Below are 14,538 nucleotides of genomic sequence, written 5' to 3' on the forward strand. Positions count from 1 at the left end.
ACCAAGACCATCGTCAGTTCGGATTTTATTTTACTCCATTATTTAAAAGAGCATTTTTCTTTTTTCTCTCTTTTGCCAGACTTATCTGGTTTTCTTCTAGCTTATGTTGAAGATCTATTATTTTATACTTACCCGATTGTACTTGAAATTTCAGTTCTTTGTTTTGTGCCACCATTTTGGTATTTTCATTCATATACTTTTGAGCTTCTTCTTTTATAATTTTTATTTCTTCTTCTAATTTGCTTATTTTCTCGTCTTTTTCTTTTAAAGCCTCACTACTACTGCTATTCTTTAGTTTTATTTTAAGTTCAGCATTAAGTTCCTCCGTATACCTAAGCTGCTTTCTCAAAGAACTGATCTGATCCTCGTATACTTTTCCTACTCTTTCTAACTCCTCCACTCTTCCTGACAACTGACCTTCTTTTTCCTGAGCTTTTAACATATCGTCTGCTACATTAAGTGCCGATAAAACAGCTGCTGAGGAAGTGCTTAATTTGCTATTATTTTTTATAATACTCTTAACTTTTTTATCTACATAACTTGCTACTTTATGTAGGTATTCTTCTTGCTCGTCACCTTTTAAATTATATTCAATTCCATTTATAAAAACCGTCACCATATTCATTTAAACACCCTCTTAGATCATGCTGTTTCCAATTCTTTATAACAACATTCTATCACAAATTCTTCACATATGAAATATTTTATTTTACCTTAAAGAGCTAAAGCATCATAAAATAAGCTGGATGAACATTAAATTCATCCAGCCTTATTGATCAATGAATCCTTATTGTCTAAGTTGTGCTCCTAAATTATGCTCTAGTGATCTTATTATTTTGCTATGAACTTTATTAACTTCTTTATCTGTAAGAGTTTTATTTTCAGCTCTATAAGATATTGAATAAGCTATGCTCTTCTTTCCACTTTCTATCTGTTTTCCTCTATAAACATCAAACAACTTAACTTTCTCTAGGATATTTCCTCCCTGCTTTCTTATAATGTCCTCTACTTCCTGTACCATTATATTGTCATCTACTAAAACTGCAAGGTCCCTAGAAACTGCAGGGAATTTAGGCAGAGGTCTGTATTTCTTATCTGAATCAGCATGTTCATACAAAACATCTAAGTTTAATTCAGCAATATAACATCTTTCATCTATACCATAATTTTCGCATACAGTTGGGTGAATTTCTCCAAGCACTCCTGCTAACTTTCTATTTACATAAAGGGCAGCTGTTCTCCCAGGATGGAAAGTTGGATTATCGCTTTCTCTCTTAAAAGAAATCTTCTCTATTCCTAAGGTATCTAATATGTTTTCCACTATACCTTTTAAATTGAAGTAATCACATTCACCATACATTCCAATGGTTACAATATTATCTTCTTCAGGTAAAGTATCACCATTTTCTAGTGGAAGATACACTCTTCCAATTTCAAATAACCTTACAATCTCATTTTTTCTTGAATAGTTTCTACCTAAGCATTCCATCATAGACGCTAATGTAGTTGTTCTCATTATGCTGTAGTCTTCTCCCAAAGGATTTTTTATAGCTATAGCATTTCTAAGCTTGCTATCTTCAGGTAAAAGTATTTTATCAAATACTTTCCTACTTACAAAAGAGTAACTTATGGATTGATTTAATCCACTTGAAATAAGTGTTTCTACCAATTTATCATCCAGCTTTTGCTTTGGATTCTTTCCTCCTCTTGTACTTACACTTTCTATTACAGTAGTAGGTACATTACTGTATCCATATATTCTAGCCACCTCTTCTGCCACATCTTCTCTTATATTTATATCTCCCCTAAAAGTAGGAACATCTATATGTAAAACGTCTCCTTTAAGCTGAGTTTTTAATTCCAGTCTATTTAAATAATCTACCATATTTTCCTTAGGTATTTCAGTACCCAAAAATTTATTTACCCAGTTGGAATCAACGTCTACGCTGTGAGGTTCAATTTTTTCATCATATACATCAATTGTACCTTCCATAACTTTTCCTGCTTTTAGCATCTCAACTAAATTGCAAGCTCTGTTCATAGCAATTTCAGCTAAATTAGGATCAAGATCCTTTTCAAATCTACCTGAAGCTTCTGTTCTAAGTGCCAACTTTTGTGAAGAAACTCTTATATTAGTCCCATCAAAGTTAGCACACTCAAATACTATAGAAGAAGTATCATCTCTTATCTCAGAATTAAGACCTCCCATTATTCCTGCAAGTCCGATAGCCCTATCTCCATCTTTAATGGTAAGCATATTCTGATCTAGTTGCCTTTCCTCTTCATCAAGAGTAGTAAACTTTTCTCCATCTTTAGCTCTCTCTACAACTATAGTCCCCGATTTTATCTCCCTTACATCATAAGCATGCATAGGTTCTCCTATTTCAAGCATTACAAAATTAGTTATATCAACTATATTGTTTATTGGCCTTACACCTGCTTCTAAAAGTCTCTCCTGCATCCATGAAGGTGATGGCTCTATTTTTACATCTTTTATGCCCCTTGCCATATACCTTTTGCAAAGCTTATCTTTTATCTCTACTTTTAATGTGTTTTGAATATTTTCGCTGCAAGAAGGCTTATAATCTAATTCTGGCATTTTATAGCTTTCATTTAAAGTTGCAGCAGTTTCCCTTGCCATTCCTATCATACTAAGACAATCAGGTCTATTTGAAGTTATCTCAAAATCAAGTATAGTACTTGTCATATCAAGTACTTCCTTTATGTCCTTTCCAATTGGTGTATCTTCTTTTAAAATCATAAGTCCATATACAGGCTTATCTCCTGCTATGCCAAGCTCTTCCTCAGAGCAAAACATTCCATTTGACATAAGACCTCTTAGTTTTCCTTTTTTTATTTTTACTCCACCATGAAGTGTAGAGTCATGAAGTGCTACAGGAACTATATCTTGTTCTTTCATATTAGTGGCAGCTGTTATAATTTGAATAGGCTCTTCTTTTCCTACATCCACCTGACATACAACGAGTTTATCTGCCTGAGGATGACTTTCTATCTTAAGTATCTTACCTGTAACTACATTTTGAATTTCATCTCCAGTTACAATTGCCTCTTCAAGTTTTGAACCACTTAAAGTCAATCTATCTCCTAATTCCTTTCCTGGAATATCTATTTTAACATAATCCTTTAACCATTTTACTGGAACTTTCATACAAAAATCTCCTTTCAAATTTTTAATCTTGATAGACTTTCTAGTTAAAAATAAAATTATTCTCCGAGATATTTTTACAACCTTCAGCTCATTAAATATTTTGATAAGTCTAAGTAAAAAATTCTAAAAAAGCTAAGAACTTTTGAAAACTCGTGCCTCAGACAATTCAAAAGTTCTAAGTTTTTGCGAATTTTTTTCTAAGACTTATATACAAAATATTTAAAAGAGCTTCTTTATTGTAAAAATATATCTGCGCATGAATTTTATTTTTAAGATAGAAATTTAACATAAGATTCTAAATGAAATTGAATCTATATCCGCCAATATGATAACAAAATTGAAATCACGGTTAAAAACTTTTTTGATAAGTCTTAGTGAGATATTTTAGAAAATCTTAGAAGCTTAGATATGTTTGAGGTACGAGTTTAGATAAGCTTCTTAGATTTTCAAAATATCGAACTTTAGACTTATTAAAAGTTTTTATGGTGATGAAATTTGTTATTATATTCGGTGGATATGTCAATTTCAATTTAGAAACTCTATTAAAATTGATTTAAAAATCTCATATCACTTTCATACATGTTTCTTATATCATCTATTCCGTATTTTAACATGACCATCCTATCTACACCCATTCCAAAAGCAAATCCACTGTAAACTTCAGGATCTATTCCACAATTTCTAAGTACCTGTGGATGAACCATTCCACATCCTAAAAGTTCTATCCATCCTTCACCTTTACATACCCTGCATCCTTTTCCATTACATACAAAACAAGTAGCGTCCATTTCTGCAGAAGGTTCTGTAAATGGGAAATGATGAGGTCTGAATTTTGTATGCACGTCATTTCCAAACAACTTTTTGGCAAATAACTCAAGAGTACCTTTTAAATTTGCAAAAGTTATACCTTTATCAACTACTAAACCTTCCATTTGATAAAATATAGGTGAATGAGTTGCATCCACTGAATCTGAACGATAAACTTTACCTGGAGATATCATTTTTATTGGAGGTTTTTGTTTTTCCATAGTTCTTACCTGTATTGGAGAAGTTTGAGTTCTAAGAACTACATTGTCATTTATATAAAAGGTATCCTGTTCACCCCTTGCTGGATGATTTTTAGGTATATTAAGTGCTTCAAAGTTATAATAATCCTTCTCTACTTCAGGACCTTCTTCTATAGTAAATCCCATAGAAATAAATATCTGTTTCATCTCTTCTAGTGTTTGTTCTAGCGGATGACGCTTTCCTACAGTTTGCTTTATACCAGGCATAGTAATATCAATGGTTTCATTCTGCAGTTTTGCTTGTGTAGCACTTGATTTTATCTTTTTTGATGCCTCTTCTATAGCATCTTCCAGTGCACTCCTCACTTCATTGGCAAGCTTACCAATTGCAGGTCTTTCTTCTTTGGAAAGATCCTTCATGCCCCTGAGTATTTTTGTAAGTTCTCCCTTTTTGCCTAAATATTTAACTCTTATATCCTCTATATCTAACTTTCTATTTTTTAATTCGCTAAAGGCATTTTCCTTTATCTGTTTTAATTCTTCTTTCATTTTAAACTCTCCTTTCACTACAATCTTTTTAATTTAAAACAAAATAAAAAGCCCATCCCTCTAAGGGACGAACTTTGATCCGCGTTACCACCCAAATTGATACTATTAGAAAATAATATCCTCTTTGTATATTTTAACGATAATTAACCGCTGACTACTAATTATAATTTCACAGCCAGTACTCCAGGAGGAACTTCAATATATAATGTTTTAAAAAAAGCTTTCAGCCATGACTTTTTTTCTCTGATAAAAATCATATATCTACTTTCTCTTTCACAGTAAATATTCTTATTCAACTTTTATTATTTATCCAATGACTACCTGTTCTAAATGGTGTCAAGAATTCTGTTTATATCTTTAAATTTTACATATATATTTACACATTGTCAACATTAAATTAAATTTTGTCTTACTGCTTCGAACATCATTATAGACGCCGCCGTGGATACATTTAATGATTCAGCACCACCTGGCATTGGTATCTTTACCTTTATATCAGAAACATTCTGTATGGTTTTACTAAGACCGTTGCCTTCATTTCCCACTGCAATTATAACTTTTCCCTTTAAATTTGCACTATAAAAGCTAATATCCGTATCTAGAGAGCTTCCTATCAACTTAAATCCACTTTTCCTGAGAAGCTCTACTTTTTTCAAGTCTCCATCATATATTACAGGTACATGAAATATAGATCCCATTGTTGATCTCAACGTCTTCTCATTATATATATCTACCGTTCCCTTTGTAATTATAACCCCTAAAGCTCCAGAAGCATGTGCACTTCTTATTATAGTACCCATATTGCCTGGATCTTGAATCTTATCTGCCAATACATAAAATCCATTTTCCTTTTTAACTTTCAATTCTCTATTTTCCACTACCGCAGCTATTCCTTGGGGATTTTCAGTATTTACCATAGCTCTAAATACACTATTTTCCATAAGATACACAGGAAAATTGCACTCAAAATTCTCTTTTAACAAAAATTTTCTCCACTTATCTGTAAAATCATTGCTTAGAAAAATTGAAGATATTTTGAAATCAGAATAAAGCGCCTCTCTTACAAACCTAAAGCCTTCTATTAAAAACTTGCCCTCCTGAACCCTGTATTTCTTTTCCTTTAACTTTTTTACTTCTTTTATATGTGCATTATCTTTACTTTTAATTATATCCATAATAGTCCACCTTATTATGATAATTTGCCTATAAAAAAGTACAGCAAAATTATGCTGTACTCCTTATGTAATATAATATTATGCATTTAATTGTTTTTTAGCTACTTCAACTAATTCAGTAAATCCTTTAGGATCATTTATAGCTATTTCTGAAAGCATCTTTCTATTCATATTAATGCCTGCAGTCTTTATTCCATTTATAAACTTGGAATATGAAAGTCCATTCATTCTAGTTGCAGCATTTATTCTAGCTATCCATAACTTTCTAAAGTCCCTCTTCTTTAATCTTCTTCCTATATATGAATATCTTAGAGCCCTTAAAACTGTTTCATTAGCAGTTCTAAATAATCTACTTTTTCCGCCATAATAACCTTTTGCAAGCTTTAATATTTTTTTATGATGTTTACGAGCGTTCACTGCTCTTTTTACTCTTGCCATAGTAAAACCTCCTTTTAGAATCCTTCAATTATACGTAAGGCATTAATTTTTTCATGATTTTTTCTTGAGTTTCTGAAACAAGTCCTGCTTTTCTTAAATTTCTTTTAGTTTTTGCACTTTTCTTTGTAAGTATATGACTTTTAAAAGCTTTTGATCTCTTTAACTTACCAGTTCCTGTAATCTTAAATCTTTTTGCTACACTTCTTTTAGTTTTCATTTTTGGCATAATAAATTCCTCCTCTCAATTATGCTTTCTTTGCTGATAAAAACATTATCATGTTTCTTCCTTCAAGCTTAGGTTGCCTTTCTATTACACAAACATCCTGAAGTTTAGAATGAAATATATCTAAAATTTTTTTACCTATAAAGGAATAATCAGCTTCCCTTCCTCTAAATCTTACAGTAACTTTAACTTTATCTCCTGCAAGTAAAAATTTTCTTGCATTTTTAGCTTTAATGGAAATATCATGTTCTTCTATTTTAGGGCTAAATCTAACTTCTTTTATATTAACAACTTTCTGTTTTTTTCTAGCCTCTTTATCTTTTTTAACCTGCTCATACATAAATTTCCCATAATTCATAATTTTACAAACCGGTGGCTTTGCATTTGGAGATATCATAACCAAATCCAATTCCTTTTCTTCTGCAAGTCTTAATGCTTCTTTTGATGATATAATTCCCATTTGACTTCCATCATCTGAAATAACTCTTAGTTCTTTTTCTACTATATCCTGATTTATAAGAAAACTTTTATTAATGATTTTCACCTCCTAGGTGGAATTTAACAAAGCATATAAAAAAGGACAGCTACCGCCGTCCTTTGAATACATCAATAATAAAGAATCCTTTTAATTAAGAAATCTTCATAACCTTACTGGCTGTGCCGTAAGGTGAGAAACGGCTAGTTTCTTCTTAACGAGTTATATTATACTATTGTTATAGCTTATAGTCAATATATAATTTTAATTATATATCGCTTATTTTTTTATCTATTTCATCTTTAAGTTTTGAAATGAAGTCATCTAGTGCCATAGTTCCCATATCTCCGCCTTTTCTACTTCTTACAGATATAGTTTTATCTTTCATTTCTTTTTCTCCTAGTACAATCATATAAGGAACTTTCTGCATTTGAGCTTCTCTTATCTTATATCCTATCTTCTCATTTCTCATATCTGATTCTACTCTTATATCATTTTCTTTTAACTTTTCAACTACTTCATTTACGTAGTCATCTTGAGCATCAGTAATATTCATTACTTCAACTTGTACTGGTGCAAGCCAAGCTGGAAATGCTCCTGCGTAGTTCTCTATCAAAATTCCTATAAATCTTTCTATAGATCCAAATACAACTCTGTGAACCATAACTGGTCTGTGCTTTTCCCCATCTGCTCCAACATAAGTTAAATCAAATCTTTCTGGCATCTGGAAATCCAATTGAACAGTTCCACACTGCCAAGTTCTTCCTATGGAATCTTTTAAGTGGAAATCTATCTTAGGTCCGTAGAAAGCTCCATCTCCTTCATTTACTTTATAATCAAGTCCTACTGCTTTTAATGCATCTTTAAGTCCTTCAGTTGCAGCTTCCCAGTCTTCATCACTTCCCATAGAATCTTCAGGTCTTGTTGATAATTCAACGAAATACTCAAATTTAAATACTTTATAGAAACTGTCTATAAGTTTTATTACCTTTACTATTTCATCTTTCATATTATCTTTAGTCATAAATATGTGAGCATCATCTTGAGTAAAGCATCTTACCCTCATGAGTCCATGAAGAGCTCCAGATTTTTCATGTCTATGAACAATTCCCATTTCACCATATCTTATAGGAAGGTCTCTATAAGAGTGTATTTTGTTCTTATAAACAAGTATAGAACCAGGGCAGTTCATTGGCTTTATAGCATAATCTTCATCATCTATTTTTGTAAAATACATATTTTCTTTATAATGATCCCAATGTCCTGATTGATGCCACAATTCTTCATTTAATATAATAGGAGTCATTATCTCATCATATCCTGCTTTGTGGTGAACTTGTCTCCAGTAATTTTGAAGTTCATTTCTTATGATCATTCCCTTTGGATGGAAAAATGGGAATCCAGGTCCTTCTTCATGTATGCTGAAAAGATCAAGTTCCTTTCCAAGCTTTCTATGATCTCTCTTTTTAGCCTCTTCCATCATTGTTAAATAATCTTTAAGGTCATTCTTTTTTTCAAAGGCAGTACCATATATTCTCTGGAGCATTTTGTTCTTTTCATTTCCTCTCCAATAAGCTCCTGCAATCGAAAGAAGTTTTACAACTTTAACTTTACCTGTTGATGGTACATGAGGTCCTGCACATAAATCTACAAAATCTCCCTGTTTATAAAAAGATATAACTTCATCTTCAGGCAAATCTTTTATAAGCTGAACTTTATAAGGCTCATTCTTTTCTTCCATTAATTTTATAGCTTCATCTCTTGGAAGTTCAAATCTCTCCAATTTTTCATTTTCTTTTATTATCTTATTCATCTCACCTTCAATTTTTTCAAGCAATTCCGGTGTAAATGAAAAATCAGCATCCATATCATAGTAAAATCCATCATCTATAGAAGGTCCTATAGCCAATTTCACTTCTGGATACAATCTTTTAATTGCTTGTGCAAGTATGTGAGATCCAGTATGTCTCAATATCTTTTTTCCATCTTCATCTTCAAATGTCAAAATTTCAAGTTTACAATCTTCATTAATTTCCTTGTTAAGTTCTTCTACTTTACCATTTATTTTAGCTCCTAGAGCCTTTTTACCAAGTGAAGTGCTTAATTTTGCTGCAATATCAGCTACTTTTAATCCTTTTTCTACTTCAAGTTCTTTACCATCTTTTAAGATTATCTTTATCATATTTACTCCTCCTTATATAATTAGTTTTATACTGAATTTACCTTCAAACAGTACTTGAAACTTAAAATTAAGCAATAAAAAAACTCTCCCACAAAATGGGGCGAGTATTATCACGGTTCCACCCAAATTAATAGCATTAATCTTTTATAAAACAAATAAATATACTGCAAAAAAAATGCACTACACACACTAGATGTAAATTAAAACTTTTTTCACAATTACTTATAATATTAAACTGACTGCTTTAATTAAAAAATTAAAAGCAATATGCTATTATCTTTGAATCCATAACGCAGATTAGCGGGAAATACTTACTTAATTTCAGTATGCAACTCAAAGGTGGTATTCAATAAATCTTGCCTAAAGGATATTTCAGCTTAAAATCCTTCTCTCTTAAGGTAATTGATTTACTTACTTTTCCTTTTCATGGTCTTTATCCTATTTGAGCTTATTATATTATTCTACAAGGGGTATGTCAATATAAGAATGTAAATTTTTTTATTCAATAGTTGTCCAATTCTATAGCATACGAAGACTTCTACATAAAAAATTAAATCATACTCTGAATATTAACTTTCGCATATATGAAATTTTGAGTTAATATAAAAATAATGCGAAGCAAAGCTTCGCAAGTTAAGAATTAATAATGAAAAATTAATAGTAAAGGATGATTTTTAGCTATCACAAAAAATCTTTAAATTTATATAAGTCAGTTCTTAGTAATGTTTTGCTTTAGCAAAACTAGTGGTGAAAATCTTAATTAAAGATTTTTTGTAGTGTAACGAAAAAATCCACATTAACTATTAATTCTTCATTATTAACTATTAATTAAAAATATCTACACCCTATTTAAACTATTTTTTATAGTCTTGCAGATACTGCAATTGTTACAAAATTGTACTTTATGCGTAAACACTTTTTTAATAGTATCAATAAGTTCTGTATTTTTACAATTTTCCACACAGTGAATAACTACTTTTTCAGGTGAATTAGTTATAAGTGCACTTATTAAAATATCATCAGAATGAGTATCACTACCATATCTTAATTCCGTTAAATCTCTAAAAAAATTATCTGTTATTTCTTCTCCTTTTTTATTTTTTATAATATAGCTTCCATCATTATCAATAATTATATTTACATAATCTATTTTGCTCTCTTGGATATCCACAAAATACTTTAAAAGTTTTATAAATTCATCGTATTCTTTTTCTACCATATATTTTTCAACTACTTTATCAACTATGACCTCTAAATCATTGAAAATTTCTTTTTTTCTAAAAGTTATAAAACCATCTACGTTTATTTCCTTATTTTCAGCCATACAATCTGATATTTTATCCAAGATATCGTTTTTCTTATTTATACAGTAAATGGAATTTTCATCTATAATTGTGCTTCTTCCCTTTAATACTTCCATGCTCTTTTCTCCAATTTTCTCTAAATCTTCATATTTTAAAAAGAAATACGTATCTGATAAAAAAAGCATAGCATCTTTTTCATAAAATTCATCTACCAATATATTGTAAATTATATTTGAAACACACATATTAAATATATTCATAAGTTTATTGTTAATTTCACCATCACAAAACACCTTAAGGAAGTGAGTACCTTTTTCAATATTTTCATATATTCCAATGAGCACATTCTTATTTTTAAAATATTCTTTTAAATCTCTTATTCCCTGGATTATACACTCTCTTTCTTTACTATATACCATAGTCAATAACAGCACCTCTCAACACTCCCTTCCAAAATAGTATGTGTCTAAAATAAATCTATATTCAAATTTCTATTGTCAAATATCGACAGCTAAATTCTCCAGAAATACCCAATTAATTTATCAATGAATCTTATTTAGTGGGAATATTATAGTAGGCAGCCATTAGATAAAATTATTACAAATATTTAATGCACAAGTATTGACAATATACATATACCAAGATATAATATTAACTGTTGTGACAATATTGTCGTAAGGGCGCATAGCTCAGCTGGGAGAGCATCTGCCTTACAAGCAGAGGGTCACAGGTTCGAGCCCTGTTGTGCCCACCAATTTATATACTATTACTTCTTTAGAGTGTAGTTTATAAATATTCGAGATAATGTATTGTCTTTGGCCAGATAGCTCAGTCGGTAGAGCAGAGGACTGAAAATCCTCGTGTCCCTGGTTCGATTCCTGGTCTGGCCACCAGATTTAAAATATGCGGGAGTGGCTCAGTGGTAGAGCGTCACCTTGCCAAGGTGAACGTCGCGAGTTCGAATCTCGTCTTCCGCTCCAATAATGGCGCTATAGCCAAGTGGTAAGGCAGAGGTCTGCAAAACCTTTATCTCCAGTTCAAATCTGGATGGCGCCTCCATAAAAAAGTAGTCTATTCAATGGACTGCTTTTTTTATTGTATGAAGAGTATTGTAATACAGCTAAAAGTCAATTACTTATGGTGCACAAAATATATCACAAATAATAAGCCTATGCAATAGTAGCTATTATTGTGGAAATTAGTCCATCAACATTATTCTAAGCTTTTTATAAAAATTCTTATCCACATCATGGCTTTCCGGAAGTTTATTATCCCTTCTAAATTTCATCACACATTTTTTCATACTCTCTCCATAGATACCATCCATACTTCCACAGTAGTATCCCGCATCTTTTAACATTCTCTGTATTTCATACACATCTGCTCCCCGAACTCCAGGGGTTAATATTCTCAATTCTTTTCCAAAGGGGCCATACGGACCGCCATAAACAGCTACAATCATACCATAATAAACGTAATTATATAAATCTTCTACATCGCTGTTAAGCATTCTTATACATCCATGAGAAGCCTGACCTCCTATACTATGCGGTTTATTTGTACCATGTATTCCAAATTTACCCCAGGGGACATTTAATCCTATCCATCTTGTGCCAAAGCCTCCGCTCCAAGAAGCCATACTGACAACCTTCCAAGTTCCTATAGGTGAAGGTGTTTCAGATTTACCGCTAGCCACAGGATATTTTCTTATAATTGTGTTTTTATCTTTATCAATAAGATACAGCATTTCTTCTGTAATATCTACCAGTATTCCAAGGTTTTTCTTGGATTCCTTAGCTCTAATTATCGATGCATTAGGGAAAAACAAAATTAACAATAATACAAAAGATATTTTTCTCAAAAATTACACCTCCACTTTACTAGTGTTTTATTTCATAATGAAAATATACGTATATATAAAAAGTGGAATAATTTTATGAATTAGAGTACAATTCAAATAAATAAATATATAGATTGGAAGTGAAAATTTGAATAGTATATCAAAAAATATTAGTTCTATAGAACTTTCAGGTATTAGAAAATTTTATAACAAGTTAGTTAACTACCCGGATGCCATATCTTTAACCTTAGGTCAGCCTGATTTTAATGTACCTAAAAAAATTAAGGCAGCCATGATACAGTCTATTGAAGAAAATAAAACCGGATATACCTCAAATGCTGGAATTATAGAGCTCCGAGAAGAAATATCAAAATATCTTGCAAATTTAAACATACATTATACTGCAGAAGAAACCTGCATTACCATAGGCGGAAGCGAAGCTTTAATGGATGTATTTGCAACTCTTGTAAATACAGGTGATAAAGTATTGATACCAACCCCTGCCTATCCTGCTTATGAAAGCTGTGTAAAAATTTTAGGTGGAAGTGTACTAAACTACAGTTTAAACGATGACTTTTCTATTAATTTTGACAGTTTAAAAAAAATATTAGAGAAAGAAAATCCTAAATTAATAGTTCTCTCCTATCCTTGTAATCCAACAGGTGCTATTTTGTCTAAAGAAGACAGTACTAATTTATTTAATTTACTGAAAGCAAATGATGTATTAGTGTTAAGTGACGAAATATATGCTTCATTATGCTTTGAAAAAAATTATTACTCTATTGCACAATACAAGGAAATAAAGGATAAAGTTATTTTAATAGGTGGTTTTTCCAAAATGTTCTCAATGACAGGTCTTAGAATAGGCTATGTATGTGCAAACACATACTTTATGAATGAGATAATAAAAGTGCACCAATACAATGTATCCTGTGCTCCTTCCATTTCTCAATGGGGAGCTTATGAAGGTTTAAAAAGCTGTATGGAAGATGTAAACTACATGAAGTCTAAATTTATGGAAAGAAGAGATTATGTTTTCAACAGGTTAAAATCCTTGGGATTCGAGGTAAACCTACCCAAAGGTGCTTTTTACATATTTCCATCAATAAAAAAATTTGGCATGAACAGCAATGATTTCTGTGAAAAACTTCTAAAAGAAGGTGGTGTAGCCATAGTACCAGGTTCAGCTTTTGGACCAGGTGGAGAAGCTCATGTGAGAATATCTTATGCCTACAGTATGGAAGAACTTAAATTATCTCTATCAAAAATAGAAAAATGGTTAGGCACTTTAAAAATATAAATAAACCCTCCATAGTTTTCCATTATTAATGGTCAATTGTTTAAAAACATATGTACACTTTAAAAGGGCTGACACACTAATTAGTGAACAGCCCTTTATATTATTTACCATTAATTACATTTTCCATTGAATAAAAGCCTTTTTCTCTCTTATACATAAACTCACAAGCATGAAGTGCTCCTACGGCAAAAACCTCTCTTGAAATAGCAGTATGCTTTATCTCAATAGTCTCACCCTGACCTGCAAATATAACTTCATGTTCTCCTACTATAGTTCCACCTCTTACGGCATGAATGCCTATTTCGTTGTGAACTCTCTTTCTAATTCCTTCTCTTCCGTTTACATAGTCAACCTTTTCTGGTATAGAATTCTTTATTGTATCTGCTAAAAGTAATGCTGTTCCACTTGGAGCATCCACTTTTTGATTATGATGTTTTTCTATTATCTCTATATCAAAGTTTTTATATAAAAGAGCACTTACATCTTTTAATACTTTATTTATGACATTTATACCTATAGACATATTGGCAGATCTAAAAATTGGAATAGACTTTGAGGCTTCCTGAATTTTTTTAATTTGTTCTTCACTATATCCTGTAGTACAAAATATAATTCCTATATTATGTTTCTTACCATATTGTAGAAGTGAATCCAAGGAATCCGGTCTTGAAAAGTCTAATATCACATCTCCTTCTACATTACATTCTAATATATTGGTAAACACAGGAAATTCTAATTTTTCATTTTTCTTATCTATTCCTGCAGATATGGATAAGTCCGGGAAATCCTCTACTAAATTGGTTATTACTTTTCCCATTTTACCATTACATCCACTTAGTATAATTTTAATCATTTAAACCTCTCCTCAAACTATTT

12 protein-coding genes, 4 tRNA genes and 2 other annotated features are annotated in these 14,538 nt (G+C 31.2%); of the genes, 5 read left to right on the forward strand and 11 right to left on the reverse strand.

Annotation, left to right across the window (positions count from 1 at the left end):
- Positions 1-25: 25 nt before the first annotated feature.
- From B5S50_RS06610 to ytxC, 9 genes are all read right to left on the reverse strand, one after another.
- Complete coding sequence (locus tag B5S50_RS06610) at positions 26-625, reverse strand: cell division protein ZapA (RefSeq protein WP_013240068.1); 600 nt, start codon at positions 623-625, stop codon at positions 26-28.
- Between the two features lie 162 nt (positions 626-787).
- Positions 788-3,169 (reverse strand): phenylalanine--tRNA ligase subunit beta, encoded by a 2,382-nt coding sequence (gene pheT, locus B5S50_RS06615; protein WP_217303407.1) that lies wholly within the window; start codon positions 3,167-3,169, stop codon positions 788-790.
- 542 nt (positions 3,170-3,711) lie between these two features.
- A complete protein-coding gene (gene pheS, locus B5S50_RS06620) occupies positions 3,712-4,725 on the reverse strand; it encodes a phenylalanine--tRNA ligase subunit alpha (RefSeq protein ID WP_217303408.1) in 1,014 nt (337 codons plus the stop codon).
- 60 nt (positions 4,726-4,785) lie between these two features.
- Positions 4,786-5,011 (reverse strand) — a binding site (T-box leader).
- Positions 5,012-5,117: 106 nt separating this feature from the next.
- Positions 5,118-5,900: an RNA methyltransferase gene (locus tag B5S50_RS06625; protein WP_217303409.1), complete on the reverse strand. Its 783-nt coding sequence runs from the start codon at positions 5,898-5,900 to the stop codon at positions 5,118-5,120.
- Positions 5,901-5,978: 78 nt separating this feature from the next.
- On the reverse strand, positions 5,979-6,338 hold the full coding sequence (gene rplT, locus B5S50_RS06630; RefSeq protein ID WP_013240072.1) for a 50S ribosomal protein L20: 360 nt from the start codon (positions 6,336-6,338) through the stop codon (positions 5,979-5,981).
- A gap of 28 nt (positions 6,339-6,366) precedes the next feature.
- Positions 6,367-6,564 (reverse strand): 50S ribosomal protein L35, encoded by a 198-nt coding sequence (gene rpmI / locus B5S50_RS06635; protein ID WP_013240073.1) that lies wholly within the window; start codon positions 6,562-6,564, stop codon positions 6,367-6,369.
- A gap of 19 nt (positions 6,565-6,583) precedes the next feature.
- Complete coding sequence (gene infC / locus B5S50_RS06640; RefSeq protein WP_217303410.1) at positions 6,584-7,105, reverse strand: translation initiation factor IF-3; 522 nt, start codon at positions 7,103-7,105, stop codon at positions 6,584-6,586.
- Positions 7,106-7,127: 22 nt separating this feature from the next.
- Positions 7,128-7,258, reverse strand: a sequence feature (ribosomal protein L20 leader region).
- Positions 7,259-7,304: 46 nt separating this feature from the next.
- Positions 7,305-9,218 (reverse strand): threonine--tRNA ligase, encoded by a 1,914-nt coding sequence (gene thrS, locus B5S50_RS06645; protein ID WP_217303411.1) that lies wholly within the window; start codon positions 9,216-9,218, stop codon positions 7,305-7,307.
- 838 nt (positions 9,219-10,056) lie between these two features.
- A complete protein-coding gene (ytxC, locus tag B5S50_RS06650) occupies positions 10,057-10,956 on the reverse strand; it encodes a putative sporulation protein YtxC (protein WP_065077788.1) in 900 nt (299 codons plus the stop codon).
- Between the two features lie 244 nt (positions 10,957-11,200).
- On the opposite strand from ytxC, the gene B5S50_RS06655 reads away from it, so the two are divergent.
- The 4 genes from B5S50_RS06655 (at position 11,201) to B5S50_RS06670 (ending at position 11,581) form a co-directional block, all read left to right on the forward strand.
- Positions 11,201-11,276: transfer RNA gene (locus B5S50_RS06655), tRNA-Val, on the forward strand.
- 63 nt (positions 11,277-11,339) lie between these two features.
- Positions 11,340-11,415, forward strand: a tRNA-Phe gene (locus tag B5S50_RS06660).
- Positions 11,416-11,427: 12 nt separating this feature from the next.
- A tRNA-Gly gene (locus B5S50_RS06665) sits at positions 11,428-11,502 on the forward strand.
- Positions 11,503-11,507: 5 nt separating this feature from the next.
- Positions 11,508-11,581, forward strand: a tRNA-Cys gene (locus B5S50_RS06670).
- A 139-nt stretch (positions 11,582-11,720) separates the two neighbouring features.
- On the opposite strand, the gene B5S50_RS06675 is transcribed toward B5S50_RS06670, so the two are convergent.
- Positions 11,721-12,383 carry a L,D-transpeptidase family protein gene (locus B5S50_RS06675; RefSeq protein ID WP_065077789.1) on the reverse strand — a complete coding sequence of 221 codons (663 nt, stop codon included), beginning with the start codon at positions 12,381-12,383 and terminating at the stop codon, positions 11,721-11,723.
- A 127-nt stretch (positions 12,384-12,510) separates the two neighbouring features.
- On the opposite strand from B5S50_RS06675, the gene B5S50_RS06680 reads away from it, so the two are divergent.
- Positions 12,511-13,662, forward strand: coding sequence for a pyridoxal phosphate-dependent aminotransferase (locus B5S50_RS06680; RefSeq protein WP_065077790.1), 1,152 nt, complete (start codon positions 12,511-12,513; stop codon positions 13,660-13,662).
- 100 nt (positions 13,663-13,762) lie between these two features.
- On the opposite strand, the gene dapB is transcribed toward B5S50_RS06680, so the two are convergent.
- Positions 13,763-14,515, reverse strand: a complete 753-nt coding sequence (dapB, locus tag B5S50_RS06685; RefSeq protein ID WP_065077791.1) for a 4-hydroxy-tetrahydrodipicolinate reductase — start codon at positions 14,513-14,515, stop codon at positions 13,763-13,765.
- Positions 14,516-14,538: the final 23 nt, after the last annotated feature.

Origin of the sequence: Clostridium sp. 001 (genome assembly GCF_019056555.1) — a bacterium.
GTDB lineage: Bacteria > Bacillota > Clostridia > Clostridiales > Clostridiaceae > Clostridium_B > Clostridium_B ragsdalei.